Origin of the sequence: Halomonas sp. 1513, assembly GCA_001971685.1 — a bacterium.
Classification (GTDB): Bacteria; Pseudomonadota; Gammaproteobacteria; order Pseudomonadales; family Halomonadaceae; genus Franzmannia.
Window position 1 is genome coordinate 1,002,129 of the sequence record CP019326.1, and the last position, 13,946, is coordinate 1,016,074.

General features: G+C 67.9%; 12 protein-coding genes. 7 read left to right on the forward strand and 5 right to left on the reverse strand.

The genetic code is table 11. The features are described from left to right. Nucleotides 1–22 precede the first annotated feature (22 nt). Together BWR19_04625 and BWR19_04630 are read right to left on the reverse strand one after the other, a co-directional pair. The gene (locus BWR19_04625; protein ID APX92278.1) at nucleotides 23–3,328 is read right to left on the reverse strand and encodes a chromosome segregation protein SMC; all 3,306 of its coding nucleotides are present in this window, start codon (nucleotides 3,326–3,328) and stop codon (nucleotides 23–25) included. Continuing rightward, on the reverse strand, nucleotides 3,325–4,593 hold the full coding sequence (locus BWR19_04630; protein APX92279.1) for an exonuclease SbcCD subunit D: 1,269 nt from the start codon (nucleotides 4,591–4,593) through the stop codon (nucleotides 3,325–3,327). The genes BWR19_04625 and BWR19_04630 overlap by 4 nt, the downstream gene beginning before the upstream one ends. Nucleotides 4,594–4,851: 258 nt before the next feature. On the opposite strand from BWR19_04630, the gene BWR19_04635 reads away from it, so the two are divergent. From BWR19_04635 to BWR19_04650, 4 genes are all read left to right on the forward strand, one after another. Beyond that, nucleotides 4,852–5,832 (forward strand): C4-dicarboxylate ABC transporter substrate-binding protein, encoded by a 981-nt coding sequence (locus BWR19_04635; GenBank protein ID APX92280.1) that lies wholly within the window; start codon nucleotides 4,852–4,854, stop codon nucleotides 5,830–5,832. A 139-nt stretch (nucleotides 5,833–5,971) separates the two neighbouring features. Next, on the forward strand, nucleotides 5,972–8,176 hold the full coding sequence (locus BWR19_04640; protein APX94898.1) for a C4-dicarboxylate ABC transporter permease: 2,205 nt from the start codon (nucleotides 5,972–5,974) through the stop codon (nucleotides 8,174–8,176). Nucleotides 8,177–8,397: 221 nt separating this feature from the next. Further along, nucleotides 8,398–8,817: a hypothetical protein gene (locus BWR19_04645; protein APX92281.1), complete on the forward strand. Its 420-nt coding sequence runs from the start codon at nucleotides 8,398–8,400 to the stop codon at nucleotides 8,815–8,817. Nucleotides 8,818–8,853: 36 nt separating this feature from the next. Beyond that, nucleotides 8,854–9,516, forward strand: coding sequence for an endonuclease V (locus tag BWR19_04650; GenBank protein ID APX92282.1), 663 nt, complete (start codon nucleotides 8,854–8,856; stop codon nucleotides 9,514–9,516). A gap of 9 nt (nucleotides 9,517–9,525) precedes the next feature. Here BWR19_04650 and BWR19_04655 read toward each other — a convergent pair whose 3' ends face one another. After that, entirely contained in the window at nucleotides 9,526–10,386 is an 861-nt protein-coding gene (locus tag BWR19_04655; GenBank protein ID APX94899.1) for a hypothetical protein, read from the reverse strand. 153 nt (nucleotides 10,387–10,539) lie between these two features. Between BWR19_04655 and BWR19_04660 the strand changes: the two genes are divergently transcribed. From BWR19_04660 to BWR19_04670, 3 genes are all read left to right on the forward strand, one after another. Beyond that, nucleotides 10,540–11,112, forward strand: a complete 573-nt coding sequence (locus BWR19_04660; GenBank protein APX92283.1) for a hypothetical protein — start codon at nucleotides 10,540–10,542, stop codon at nucleotides 11,110–11,112. Between the two features lie 27 nt (nucleotides 11,113–11,139). Next, entirely contained in the window at nucleotides 11,140–11,640 is a 501-nt protein-coding gene (locus BWR19_04665) for a lipid hydroperoxide peroxidase (GenBank protein APX92284.1), read from the forward strand. 87 nt (nucleotides 11,641–11,727) lie between these two features. Further along, a complete protein-coding gene (locus BWR19_04670; protein ID APX92285.1) occupies nucleotides 11,728–12,159 on the forward strand; it encodes an OsmC family peroxiredoxin in 432 nt (143 codons plus the stop codon). A gap of 10 nt (nucleotides 12,160–12,169) precedes the next feature. Here BWR19_04670 and BWR19_04675 read toward each other — a convergent pair whose 3' ends face one another. Next, a complete protein-coding gene (locus BWR19_04675) occupies nucleotides 12,170–12,898 on the reverse strand; it encodes a gamma-glutamyl-gamma-aminobutyrate hydrolase (GenBank protein APX92286.1) in 729 nt (242 codons plus the stop codon). Nucleotides 12,899–12,906: 8 nt separating this feature from the next. Further along, nucleotides 12,907–13,914: an amidoligase enzyme gene (locus BWR19_04680; GenBank protein APX92287.1), complete on the reverse strand. Its 1,008-nt coding sequence runs from the start codon at nucleotides 13,912–13,914 to the stop codon at nucleotides 12,907–12,909. Nucleotides 13,915–13,946 lie beyond the last annotated feature (32 nt).

Sequence of the window (13,946 nt, forward strand, 5' to 3'; positions counted from 1 at the left end):
TCGCGCCTGGCGTTGCGGTGGGTCATGCGCTTACCAACCTGGCCCGGCTGGTGCCGTTGCCCAGCGGCTCGACCTGAATCTGCACCGGGATACGCTCGTGCATCTCCTGTACGTGGGAGATCACGCCGACGCGGCGGCCCAGCGCCTGCAGGCCGTCGAGCGCCTCCATGGCCAGCGCCAGCGACTGCGGGTCGAGGCTGCCGAAGCCTTCGTCGATGAACAGCGACTCGATGGTCAACTCGCCGGAGGCCATCGAGGCCAGCCCCAGGGCCAGCGCCAGTGACACCAGGAAGGTCTCGCCGCCGGAGAGCGAGTGCACCGAGCGGCGCTCGTCGCCCATGTCGTGGTCCACCACCAGCAGGCCGAGCTCGCTGCCGCCGCGCACCAGACGGTAGCGGCGACTGAGCCCGGCGAGGTGCAGGTTGGCGTGCTCGAGGAGCTGCTCGAGGTTGTAGGCCTGGGCGATGCGCCGGAACAGTTTGCCGTCGGCGGAGCCGATCAGCTCGCTGATCTGCCCCCAGCGGCGGTGCTCGGCACGCGCGGCCTCGCGTTCGGCCTGGCCGGCCTGCTGGCGGGCGCGCTTGCGGTCGTCGTCGCCGAGCGCGAAGGCGGCGTCGTCGCGGGCCTGCTGGGCGGCCTCCAGTTGGGGGGCCAGGGCCTGGCGCTCCTCGCTGAGCACCTGGCGCAGGTGGTCCAGCTCGGCCTCGGCGCGCTCACCGAGCAGGGCATCCTCATCGTCGTCGGGGGCCAGCAGCCCCTGGCCGCGGCGGTGTTGGAGCAGCGCCGTGCGCCGCTCGGCCAGGGTGGCGGCGGCGCGCTGGCGGGCCTGGTCGGCGGCCTCGATTCGCTGCTCCTCTGAGCGGGCCTCGTCGTCGCCCTGGGCCAACAGGCGGGCGAGCGTGGCATCGTCCAGCTCGGGGTGGGCACCGCGCCAGGCGTCCAGCTCGGCGCTGAGTGTCTCGAGCTCGTGGCGCCTTGCGCTGAGCTGCTCGGCCTCGTAGTAGCGCTGCTGAGTAAGACGCAGCCGGGCCTGTTCGGCAGCGTGCTGCTGAGTAAGTGCTTGCTCGCGTTCCCGGCGGGCGCTCTCCAGGGCGGCGTCGAGCCGCTGCTGCCAGGCATCCGGGCTGGCGTGCTCACCGAGTGTCTCGGCCAGGCGCCGGGCCAGGGCGGTGCGCTGCTCGCGTAGCGGCGGCAGCTGCGCGTCGAGTTCGGCCAGCCGCTGGTCGGCGCCGGCCTTGTCGGCCGCCAGGCGCGCCAGGGCCAGCTCCCCCTGGCGCAGGGCCTCTTCGAGGGGGGCAAGCTCGGCCTCGGCCCGGGCGAGTTCATCCAGGGTGTGGCGCTCGCGCCGCCGGCGAGACTCGCTGTCATCCTGCTGGGCGCGTAGCCAGGCGTCGCGCTGTGCGTCGTTAACCTCCGCCAGCTCGCCATATAGCGGATGCTCCTGCAGCGCCGACCGGGCGCTGGCCAAGCGCTGGTCGGTCTCCTCCAGCGCCTTGTGGCCCTGGGCCAGGGCGGCCTCCACGGCGCGGTATTCGCCGAGCAGGGTGTCGCGCTGCTGCTGGGCGGCGTCGCGGGCCTGCTTGGCGTCATCCAGCTGGCGCGCTTCTTCCGCTTCCTGGGCAGCGAGCTGGGCAGCCTCGGGTGTCGTGGGTGGCTGCTGGCGCCAGGGATGGTCGAGCCCGCCGCACACCGGGCAGGGTTCGCCCTCCTGCAACTGGGCGCGCAGCTGTGCCACGCTCTCGCTGCGCACCGCGCGGCTGCGCTCGATCAGTGCGCTGACGCTTGCGAGGTGGCCCTCGGCCTTGTCGAGGCGCTGGCGCGCGGCCTGGCCCTCCTCCAGCAGCCGCGTGCGCGCTGCCTGGTCTTTCTCCAGTTGGTCGGCGAGCCGACGCTGATTGGCATGGGTGCGCTCCAGCTCCTGCCAGCGGCCGGCCAGCTCGCCAAGGGCCAGCTGGCGCTGGGCGGCGCTGTCGTGCGCCTGCTGGGCGGCCTGGCGGGCGTCGTCCAGGCGCGGGTGCGTGCCCATCAACTGCTTGAGGGTCGCCTGCCTGTCATCTCGCTCACGCTGGCGGCCCTGCTGGGCCTCGTGGGCCTTGCGGTGTTCATCACTGAGGGTGGCGGCGCGGGCCTGCTGCTGGCGGTGCGTCGCTGCGAGGTCGGCAAGCTGTTTATCCACGCTTTCCAACTGCTGAGACTGTTCGCGCGCTTGACGTAGTGCGGGCTCGGCGCGCTGCCTGGCGTCGCCGGCGTCAGTGAGTGCTTGCTCCGCCGTTGAAAGCGCTGTAGTGGCGGCTTGCTGTTCTGAGAGTGCCGTTTCCAGCGCGCGCCGTGTCTTGGCGTGGGTCGCCTCCAGGGTGGCGATCTCGCCGGGGAGGGCGGCCTGGCGGGCGAGGGCGTGGCGCTGGGGCGCGATCCGCTGGCGCCAGGCGCGGTCGGCACGCTGCTGCGCCAGCCCCTGCCAGGCGTCGTCGGCGGCTTGCCGCTGGGCAACGCCCTGGCGATAGGCGTCGCGCAAGCGGGCGTCGTCATCATGCCAGCGCTGCCGTGTAGAAAGCCTTTCCTGCTGCTTCTTCAGGTTAGTGAGTGCTTGCTGGGTGGCCTCGGCGGCGCGCTCGAGTTCGGCGCGCGCCTCGGGCTCGGCGGGCAGGTCGTCGGCGAGTTTGGCGTCGAGGGCGTCCACCGCCTTCTTTGCTTGGCTGGCGCGGCGGTAGGCGGCGATCGAGATTTGCGAGTACTCGGCGGTGCCGGTGAGGCGCTCGAGCAGGTCGCTGCGCTCGTTGTCGTCGGCCTTGAGGAAGGCGGCGAACTCGCTCTGGGCCAGCAGTACGGCACGCGTGAACTGGTCGAAGCTGAGCCCCAGGCGTTCGGGAAGCAGGCGGTCGAACTCGCGCTTCTGGGTGGTCAGCAGCTGGTCGGCGTCGAGATCGCGCAGCGACTGCTCGGCGGCCTGCAGGCGGCCGCCGGCCTTTTCCCGGGCGCGGCGCACCGCCCAGCGGGCGCGGTAGCGGCGGCCGTCGCGGCCCAGGAAGTCGACCTCGGCATGGCCGCTGGCGGTACCGCGGCGCAGCAGGGTGCGCGGGTCGGCGGTGTTGAGGGTCTCGCCCTCCACGTCGGGCAGCGAGGCGTCGCGCACCGGCGCCTGGCGCAGCCGCGGGGTGCTGCCGTAGAGCGCCAGGCACAGCGCGTCGAGCAGGGTGCTCTTGCCGGCCCCGGTGGGGCCGGTGATAGCGAACAGGCCCGCATCGCGCAGCGGCGCGGTGGTGAAGTCGAGCTCGAGGGGGCCGGGCAGCGAGGCCAGGTTGGCGAGGCGCAGGGCGAGGATCTTCATGGCCGCGGCTCCTCGTCGTCGCTGTCCAGCACCTCCTGCAGCAGCCGGTCGAGGTCGGCCATCACCGCCTCGCCGGGGGGCTCGCCCCAGCGCGCTTGCCAGGTGCGCTCGAATAGCTTGCGCGGCCCCAGGCTCTCGAGGTCGATCCGCGCCGTGTCGGCCTGTTCGGCGACCCGCGGCAGGCGCCGCTCCAAACGCAGCAGGCGCAGGGCTTTGCCTTCCAGGGCGGCGTCTACCCGGGCGCGCAGGTCGGGAATCGGCGCCTCGAGCTCGACGCGTACCTCCAGCCAGGGCCAGCGCTCACGGGCCAGCGCGGGGTCATCCTCCAGGGCCTCTAGCTCGGCAAGCACCTCTTCAAGGGGCGCGGGGCCGATGCGCAGCATGGCCACCGGGCGCGGCACGCGAATTGCCTCGCTGGCCGCCAGGCTGTCGCCGTCGAGGGTGACCTCGACCACCTGGTGCGGGTAGTCGACCTCGCTGAAGTCCAGCGGCAGGGGGCTGCCGCTGTAGCGGATGCGCGCCTCGCCAACCTGCTGGGCGCGGTGCAGATGGCCGAGGGCGACATAGGCGATCTCGGCGGGGAACAGCGACGCCGGGATCGACTCTTCGCCGCCGATCACGATGGGGCGTTCGCTGGCTTCCGACACCGCCGCGCCGTGCAGGTGGGCGTGACTCATGGCGACCAGCGCCTGGCCGGGCTGGCGCTGGTCGCGGGCGGCGGCAATCAGCTGCTGGTGGACCCGTTCGATGCCGGCCACGTAGTCGTTGTGCTGTTCGCCATCGTCGGCGGCTTGGTCGGCACCAAGCCCCGCCCCGGTGACCTCGGCGGGGCGCAGGAAGGGCAGCGCCAGGCACCAGGCGCGGGTCTCGCCGTCGCTGTCGGTGAGCGGTACCAGCAGGCGCTCGGCGTCGAGGCGGCCATCATTCAGCCAGTTCACCCGGCCCAGGGCGTGGGTGCGCAGTCGTTTCATCAGCGGTGCCGGCAGTTCGATGCGATTGCCGCTGTCGTGGTTGCCGGCGATCAGCACGATATCCAGCCGCGGCAGCCGCTGGTGGGCGCGGACGATGAAGTCGTAGAGCAGCTCCTGGGCGCGCAACGAAGGATTGACAACGTCGAACAGGTCGCCGGCCACCAGCAGGGCGTCGGCTCGGCGCTCGGCCAGGGTATCGAGCAGCCAGTCCAGGAAGGCGCGGTGTTCGGCATGGCGCTCCTGACCATGAAAACTCTGGCCGAGGTGCCAGTCGGCGGTGTGGATCAGCTTCACGAAGGCTCCTGGGCGATGAGGCGAAAGGCTCGATGATAGCGCCTGGGCGGGTGGGCTGCAGCGGTGACCATGACAGTCATGCGATTGCCTCTGCGGGGCGGGTGTATCATCCATTAGTCGAAAAAGCTCCCCGCGGCTTTGCACCGGGCTTTTCGCGCCGCTACCCTGGATATTGTACATTCCCCTTTTCTTGTACAATTAATTTGCTTTTGCCTGCTTAAAGACTGCATCCCGCAAAACAACAACCGGAGTACGCTTGTGAAACGATTTGCACTGCTTCCCCTCGCTGCCGCCACCGTGATGATGGCTACCGCCACCCAGGCCGTGGCCGACCGTGAAGGCTGGCCTGATAGCTTCACCATGGGCACCGCCAGCCAAGGTGGCACCTACTACATCTACGGTTCCGGCTGGGCCAACCTGATCGCCGACGAGCTGGGCGACATCTCCGGCGGCGGCGAAGTCACCGGCGGCCCGACCCAGAACCTGGCGCTGGTCCACAACGGCGACATCTCCTTCGGGATGGCTACCATGGGGCCGGCCACCGATGCGGTGAATGGCGAGAGTCCGCTGGCGCCGGGCGTGCCGATGGACAACGTCTGTGCCATGTTCCCGATGTACGAGACGCCGTTCTCGATTACTGCATTGTCGAATTCCGGGATTACCAGCATCTCAGAGATTCCCGACGGCGCGCGGATCGGTTTCGGCCCTTCCGGCTCGACCTCCGACACCTACTTCCCGGCGATCCTCGAGGAGCTGGGAATCGACTTCGAGCGGCGTAACGGCGGCTGGACCGACCTGGGTGGCCAGCTGCAGGATGGCCTGCTCGACGTCATCGCCTTCGCCGCGGGCATCCCGATCCCGGCGGTCAGCCAGCTCGAGGTGCAGACCGATGTCAACATCATCGAATTCACCGAGGAAGAGCAGCAGACTGCCATCGACGCTTACCCGGTCTCCGAATTCATGATCCCGGCCGACACCTACGAGACCCTCGAGGAAGACGCCCGCGCCGTGTCGATGTGGAACTTCGCCATCGCCCGCTGCGACCTGCCGGAAGACTTCGTCTACGAAGTCACGCGCATCACCATGGAGAACAACGACAAGATGATGGACGTGCACCGTAGTGCCGCAACCACCATCCCCGAGAATGTCGTGCACAACGACGTGATGCCGTTCCACGCGGGCGCCGCGCGCTGGTTCAACGAGAACGGCTACGAGATCGATGACGACATGATTCACTAAGTGTTTCTTGCTTGAATCGATGCAACTGGCCGCTCGCCGCGAGGTGGGCGGCCAGTTTGTCTATTGTGAATTCATGCGGTGTCGATGGGTCGATACCGGTGCGGATGTGTGCGTCACATGATGCCTGGAGATGACACTGATGAGCGATAACGACAAGACCCCGCCGGCTGCCGGACGCGGTGCCGATGAGGGGGCCGAGAACAAGGACGCCAAAGAGCTACTCGCCGAAGGCGTCGACGAAGAGGTCATCGAGTCCAATCGCCGCCTGTTTACCGGCTGGCAGTGGGCGCTGTTCGGCGGTCTGGCGATTGCCTACTCGCTGTTCCACCTGATCACCCTCAACGTGATCCCGATGGAGACCTGGTCGTACCGGGTGATCCACATCGCCGGCGCGCTGATCCTTGGATACGGCCTCTATACCGGCGCGCGCTTCGCCTCTGACACCCATCAGGCGGCGCCCAAGTGGCAGGCCGTGCTGGCCGGGCTGCTGCTGCTGCCGGCGCTCTACGCGCTGCTGCAGACCTTCCTGATGTGGCGCGCCATTGCCGGCGGTGCCCAGCGCATCGAGCCGCATATCGAGGCCTGGCATTACGGCTATCCGCTGATCCTGGCCACCGCCGCGGCCATCGTGATGTCGTGGCTGTATCGTCAGGTGCGTGAGAAGTTCGCGCTGCCCGATCTGGTGCTGATGGTCTGCGCCCTGGCCAGCGCCGGCTACTTCCTGGTCATCTACAACACCCCGCTGCGCATGTCGACCGGCACCTCCTTCGCGCCGATGGGGATCTCCTACGCGGCCATCGCCGGCTCGCTGCTGATTCTCGAAATGACCCGCCGGGTCACCGGCAATGCGTTGGTGATCATCTCGCTGGTGTTCCTTGCCTATGTCTGGGGCGGGCCCTATCTTCCCGGTTTCCTCGGCTACCCGGGCCTCTCGGTGGGGCGCTTCTTCAGCCAGGTGTATACCGATGCCGGGATCCTCGGCCCGACCACCGCGGTGTCGTCGACCTACATCATTCTGTTCATCATCTTCGCCGCCTTCCTGCAGGCCTCCAAGGTCGGCGACTACTTCGTCAACTTCGCCTTCGCCGCCGCCGGCCGCGCCCGCGGTGGCCCGGCCAAGGTCTCGATCTTCGCCTCCGGCCTGATGGGCATGATCAACGGCACCAGCGCCGGCAACGTGGTCTCCACCGGCTCGCTGACCATCCCGCTGATGAAGAAGGTCGGCTATCCGGCGCGCAGTGCCGGGGCGATCGAGGCCGCGGCCTCCAGCGGTGGCCAGATCATGCCGCCGATCATGGGTGCCGGCGCCTTCATCATGGCCGAGATCACCGGTATTCCCTACCGCGAGATCGCCGTGGCGGCGCTGATCCCCGCCGCGCTGTACTTCCTCTCGGTGTACTGCATGGTCGACTTCGAGGCGGCCCGCAAAGGCATGCGCGGCATGCGCAAGGACGAGATCCCGCAGTTCCGCCGGCTGGTCAAGCAGGTCTACCTGTTCGCGCCGATCATCATCCTGATCGCCGCGCTGTTCATGGGCTACTCGGTGATCCGCGCCGGCACCCTGGCCACCGCCTCGGCGGCCGTGGTCAGCTGGCTGTCGCCGCACAAGATGGGCATTCCCTCGATCCTGAGGGCGCTGCAGCTGGCCGGCACCATGTCGATCCAGATCATCGTGGTGTGTGCCTGCGCCGGCCTGATCGTCGGGGTGATCTCGCTGACCGGGGTCGGTGCGCGCTTCTCGTCGCTGCTGCTTGGCCTGGCCGGGGTCAGCCAGCTGCTGGCGCTGTTCTTCGCCATGTGCATCTCGATCCTGCTGGGCATGGGCATGCCGACCACGGCGGCCTATGCGGTGGCCGCCTCGGTGGTCGCGCCGGGCCTGATCGGGATCGGCATCCAGCCGCTGGTGGCGCACTTCTTCGTGTTCTACTTCGCGGTGATGTCGGCGATCACGCCGCCGGTGGCACTGGCCGCCTATGCGGCCTCGGGGATCTCGGGGGCCAACGCCATGGAGACCTCGACCACCTCGTTCAAGATCGGGCTGGCGGCCTTCATCGTGCCGTTCATGTTCTTCTACAGCCCGGCGATCCTGATGGAGGGCAGCGGCATGCAGATCCTGCGCGTCGCGGTGACCGCGACGATCGGCGTGGTGATGCTCGCCGCCGCCGTGCAAGCCTGGTACTTCGGGGCGGTCAAGTCGTGGCAGCGGCTGCTGCTGCTGGCCGGCGCGATCTGCATGATCTATGGCGGCATCTATACCGATATTGCCGGCTTGCTGGTGGGCGGCGGCCTGCTGATGCTGCAACGGCGTCAGTCTGGTGATCGCCCGATGCCCGGCACCACCTGACCCCCGGCCATGGAGTGCCCCTGCGGCCCGCCTCATCGAGGCGGGCCGCCTGCGTTGGCGGCGCGACTTGCCAAGTGCGCCGATGTGAACTTGACTGGATAGTCGAGAGGTCGCCTTTTGTCGCTCGCGGCGCTGGCAGATCGCGCTGAACTTTTCTATGGAAAATATTTCCAATATAGTGAAAGTCACAGCCATGGAGATAACAACAGAGGACGCGACCCATGATGACCAATCCGCTGACCAGCAAACGTCCCGATACCCTGGGCATCCACGATGGGCGCCTGGCGGAGTGTCCGCCTACGGCCAACAGCGTCTGCAGCCAGGCCAACGACGATGCCCACTATGTCGAGCCGCTGGACCCGGGCGATCGCTCCAAGGCCCAGCTGATGCGGCGCCTGCAGACGGCGCTCGCCGGCTGCGAGGATGCCGTGATCGTCACCGCCTCGGAAGACTACATCCACGCCGAGTGCCGCTCGCCGCTGTTTGGCTTCGTCGACGACCTAGAATTCCTGTGGAGCGAAGAGGAGGGCGTATGCCACGTGCGCAGCGCCTCACGGCTGGGGGTGACCGACCTGGGCAAGAACCGCGCCCGCGTCGAGAAGCTGCGCATGCTGTTGGAAGGCTGGGGGTTCTGCGAATAGGCCCCGTCAAGGCAGGCATCTGCACCGGGAGGCGTGGTGACGGCGCTGCATGATTGGTCGCTGACGCCGAGCGCGGCGGTTGCCCTGCAGCGCGAGCTGGCGCCGCGACTGATCCTCGAGGATCGGGTCGAGGCGGTAGCGACCATCGCCGGTGTCGATATCGGTTTCGAGGCGGCGGGCGAGATCACGCGGGCGGCGGTCGTGCTGCTGGCTTGGCCCTCCCTCGAACGCCTCGAGCAGCACGTTCATCGTGAACCCACCCGCATGCCCTACGTGCCCGGACTGCTCTCCTTCCGGGAGGTACCCGCCGCGCTGGCCGCATTCGCTAAGCTGCAGCGGCGCCCCGACCTGGTCATGGTCGACGGCCAGGGCATCGCCCACCCGCGTCGCCTGGGCGTCGCTGCGCATCTTGGTCTGTGGCTGGATCTGCCGACCATTGGCATTGCCAAGTCGCGCCTGTGTGGCGAGTACGGCGAGGTGCCTGTGGCCAGGGGCGAGTGGACGCCGCTCACGCATCGCGGCGAGACCATCGGTGCGGTGCTCCGATCACGCCAGGGCGTAAAGCCGGTGTTCGTCTCCCCGGGGCATCGCCTGAGCCTGACCACCGCGGTCGACTGGGTGGTGCGCTGCCTGGGGCGCACCAAGCTACCCGAGCCGACCCGGCTGGCCGACCGCCTCGCCTCGCGGCGGGGCAGTTAGACAGCGCTACTAGACAATATCCAGGGGAACGTCCTGTTCAGGGGCCGGAAAGGCGGCATCGAGCCGCGCGATGGCCTCGTCGTTCAGCGTGATATCCAGCGCCCGGGCGTTCTGCTCGACGTGCTCGCTGCGCACCGCCTTGGGAATCGCGATCACGTCGCGCTTGCCGTCCAGCGGGCGAATCGCCCAGGCCAGCAGCAGCTGGGCGGGGGTGACGCCCAGGCCGGAGGCGACCTCGAGCACCTCGGGGTGGGTCAGCAGGCTGTCGCGCAGGCGGCCGCCCTGGGCGATGGGGCAGTAGGCCATCAGCGGCATGTCGTGCTGGCGCAGCCACGGGCGCAGGCGCCGTTCGATGCCCCGCGAGCCGAGGTGATAGAGCACCTGGTTGGTGGCGCACTCGGCGCCGCCGGGCAGTGCCGCCAGGCTGGCCATGTCGTCGGCGTCGAAATTGGAGACGCCGAAACGCAGGATCTTGCCCTGCTCGCGCAGCCGCTCGAAGGCCTCGAGGGTCTCGTCGAGAGGCACGCTGCCCGGCCAGTGCAGCAGGTAGAGATCGAGGTGGTCGGTGTCGAGGCGCGTGAGACTCGCTTCGCAGGCGGCGATGGCGCTGTCGCGCCCGGCATTCCAGGGGTAGACCTTGGAGACCAGGAAGGCTTGATCGCGGCGTCCGGCCAGGGCTTCGCCCACCACCCGCTCGGCGCCGCCCTCGGCGTACATCTCGGCGGTATCGATGACGCTCATGCCCAGTTCCAGCCCCTGCTGCAGGGCACGTACCTCGTCATGGTGGGGGGCCAGGCCTTCGCCCATGTACCAGGTGCCCTGGCCGATGGCGGGCAGCTCGACGGCGGGCTGGTGGGCACTGGCTGGCATGCTGACGCAGGCGGGTTGACGGGCGGTAGCGGCGGGGCCCATGGTGGTGTCCTCCGATGACATGATGGAAATCTGTTTCATGGCATGCTGGCTCAGGATAGGCGCCTTTGCAATGCGACGCGCTATACTGCTGTGTCAACCGAGGAACCCGATGTGAATGAAGTCCCAAGCCCCGATATCCACTGCGTGGCGGCGACGCGTCGCTGGGTCGAGCAGTTCGTGGTCGGCCATAGCATATGCCCGTTTGCGGCCCGTGAGGTCGAGGCGGGTCGCGTCCGCTATCTGGCCGTCTCGGCCGCCGATTGGACCACGCTGTTGACGACCCTGATCGAAGAGTGCCGCCGCCTCGATGACTCCGCGCAGATCGAGACCACGCTGCTGGTGATCGCCGACGGCGCCGAGGACTTCGATGACTACCTCGACCTGCTGGCGCTGGCCGAGGCGCTGCTGGTCGACCAGGGCTATGAAGGCGTCTATCAGCTGGCCAGCTTCCACCCTGACTACTGTTTCGCCGACGCCGCCGAAGACGCCGTCGAGAACTACACCAACCGCTCGCCGTGGCCGCTGCTGCATCTGCTGCGCGAAGCGAGCCTCAGCGCGGTGCTCGAACACCACCCCGACCCCGAGGCAATCCCTGAACGCAACATGGCGCTGATGGCCGAACTGGGCAGGGCGCAGTTGGCAGCGTCGCTGACGAAGCTACAGGGCTCGCCAGCGGCCGAGTAACGATTTACCCCACCATGAGGAGTGTGCATGAAACAGGTAACCCGTGCTGGAACCCCCGTCGACGTTGCCGGCGATTTTCCGCAGAGCGGCCAGGCGGCGCCATCGCTGACGCTGACCAATCAGGACATGCAGGACGTCACCCTTGCCGACTTCGCCGGCAAGCGCAAGGTGCTCAACATCATTCCCAGCGTCGATACCCCGACCTGTGCCACCTCGACGCGCAAGTTCAACGAGCTGGCGTCGAAGATGGCCAATACCGTGGTGCTGGTGGTATCGGCGGACCTGCCGTTCGCCGCCAAGCGCTTCTGCGGCGCCGAGGGGCTGGACGATGTCATCACCCTGTCGACCTTTCGCCATCCGGCCTTTCATCGCGACTACGGCGTGGCGTTGTCCAGCGGGCCGATGACCGGCTTGACCGCGCGGGCGGTGGTGGTGATCGATGAACAAGACCGGGTGATCCATAGTCAACTGGTCGACGAGATCAAGCACGAGCCAGACTATGAGGCAGCGCTGGCCGCGCTGGACTGATCGATCCTGGCGGCAGCCGTCGCCAGTCGTTGTGACCGGCCGCCTGGCGGCCGGTGCTTCCGTACCACGGATAGGATAGGAGATGACATGAGCATAACCAACAAGGCTTCAGCGCATTGGAAGGGCGATCTCAAGACGGGCCAGGGATCGGTCTCCACCGCCAGCGGGTCGCTCGACAAGACCCCGTACGGCTTCAAGAACCGCTTCGAAGGCGAACCCGGCACCAATCCCGAGGAACTGATCGGTGCGGCCCATGCCAGCTGCTTTTCCATGGCGCTGTCGATGATCCTCGGCGAGGCTGGCCTCACCGCGGACAGCATCGACACTCAGGCCACGGTCAAGCTCGACCAGGATGACAGCGGCTTCAGCATCACCGCGATTCACCTCGAGACCACGGCCAAGATCCCCGGTGCCGACGACGCGGCGTTCCAGGATGCCGCCAACAAGGCCAAGGCGGGGTGCCCGATCTCCAAGCTGTTCAATGCCGAGATCACCCTCGAGGCGACACTCGCCAACTGACCTTTCGCGTTCAGCGTGCCTGACGGCCACCCAGCGGGTGGCCGTCTTGCGTTGGGGCGCTCGCGCGACGCGCGGCATGGCGGCTCGAGGCCTTGACCAAGGCGCGAATCAGGCGCTGCTGCGGGCGGTTGAAAATCAGCCACTCGGGGTGCCATTGCACGCCGATCAGGAAGTCGTGCTCGCGGGACTCGATGCCCTGCACCAGGCCGTCGCGGTCACGGGCGACGATCTCGATGCCGCGCCCGGCCTTCTCTACCGCCTGATGATGAAGGCTGTTGATGCGGCACCAGCTGACCTTGAGGATACGCTGCAGCCGGCTGGCGCCGACGATGTCGACGGTCTTGCGCGGCAGCACCGTGCGGCGTCGCTTGAGGCCCTCGTGGGTGGTATAGATATCCGGATCGAGGGTGCCACCGAGGTGCACGTTGAGCAGCTGGGCGCCGCGGCAGATGCCGAGTACCGGGCAACCGGTGGGAATGAAACGCTCGAGCAGCTGCAGTTCGAGCTCGTCGCGCTGGGGGTCGACGCGCACGTCGAGCTGCACCTCGCCGCCGTAGAGGTGGGCTTCGATATCGTCGCCGCCGCCGATGATCAGCCCGTCGAGCGTCTCGGGGTGGGGGCGTGACGGCGACAGCCGCAGCGGACGGCCGCCGTGACGCCATACGGCGAACCAGTCGAACCACCAGGCAATGCGGCTCTTGTAGTCGGAGGTGGTAATGCCGATCAGTGGGCGGGGCATGCGACTCCTCAGGACTCTTTCATCCAGCTGCGTAGCTTGTCCAGCCAGCGCGTCATGGGTGATAGCGTGTGGTGCGCGAGATACTCCTGCGAACGCTCTTCCAGGCGCTCGAGGTCCGCGGCGAGGATCTCGACCTCGACCCACAGGTTCCACTCCACCACCGAGCCCCACTGCGGTGCCGACAGCTGGGCATTGGGTAGTCGATAGTGATAGGTGGGGCGCGGCTTGATCAGGGCATCGCTGAACATGGCGTCGGGATAGTCGGGGCGCAGGTAGCCAAACAGCGGGAACAGGTCGAGTTCGCGGTTGCGGGTCGGATTGTGCTGGATATAGTCGCCGATCAGGGTGTCGAGGTCCGGTCGGTAGTCGGGGTCGAGCACCAGGATCGCGTAGGCCTTGGGAAAGGGGTTGGCGTGGGGCAGGACCTCGCGGGTGATGTCGATGTCGATCTGATCGCGCAGCCACTCGGCGAGCAGCAGATAGGCGCGCAGATGGGCAAGGATCGAGTCGACGCCGAGGTCCGGCACTTCGGGGTTGAGGTGCAGGCCGAAGCCGTAGAGCAGGCTGGCGTCGGTTCCCTTGGCGCCGTGTACGCGCAGCGCATCGAACAGCGCATCGAGCGCGTCGAGCTGGTCCCAGGGCACTGGCGGGCAGACGATCTCGGTGGGTACCAGGCCGGCCACCACGTCGCCGATCAGCTCGCGGGTCTTATTGTGAAATTCGACCCGCATCTGGTGGCGCTGGCGATCCCATTCGGCATCGCTGATAGGGGCTTGATCGATGACCTTGGCATCGGGATGCGCGACCTGGGCGTCCAGCTCGATACCGAACTCGCCCCAGCGGGTGCCCTCGACCTTGAGGCGATGGGGGCTGAGCACTACCACCTGGCCGCCGAACAGCTCGCAGACCAGTTGGGCGGCGTTGGCGGGGGTGATGCCGGCAAATTCGATCTCGACGCCGACACGCCGCGTCTGGCCTTCTACGGTCTGGGGTGTCGGGGGTGGGCGCACATCCATGCCGGGCTCCACTGCAGCGATGACGGGTCAGC

Excerpts from the sequence above, each read along its gene's own strand:
- BWR19_04680 (APX92287.1), bottom strand. The coding sequence starts at position 13,914 with ATGGATGTGCGCCCACCCCCGACACCCCAGACCGTAGAAGGCCAGACG.
- BWR19_04655 (APX94899.1), bottom strand. The coding sequence starts at position 10,386 with ATGCCAGCCAGTGCCCACCAGCCCGCCGTCGAGCTGCCCGCCATCGGC.
- BWR19_04675 (APX92286.1), bottom strand. The coding sequence starts at position 12,898 with ATGCCCCGCCCACTGATCGGCATTACCACCTCCGACTACAAGAGCCGC.
- BWR19_04665 (APX92284.1), top strand. The coding sequence starts at position 11,140 with ATGAAACAGGTAACCCGTGCTGGAACCCCCGTCGACGTTGCCGGCGAT.
- BWR19_04645 (APX92281.1), top strand. The coding sequence starts at position 8,398 with ATGATGACCAATCCGCTGACCAGCAAACGTCCCGATACCCTGGGCATC.
- BWR19_04625 (APX92278.1), bottom strand. The coding sequence starts at position 3,328 with ATGAAGATCCTCGCCCTGCGCCTCGCCAACCTGGCCTCGCTGCCCGGC.
- BWR19_04670 (APX92285.1), top strand. The coding sequence starts at position 11,728 with ATGAGCATAACCAACAAGGCTTCAGCGCATTGGAAGGGCGATCTCAAG.
- BWR19_04640 (APX94898.1), top strand. The coding sequence starts at position 5,972 with ATGAGCGATAACGACAAGACCCCGCCGGCTGCCGGACGCGGTGCCGAT.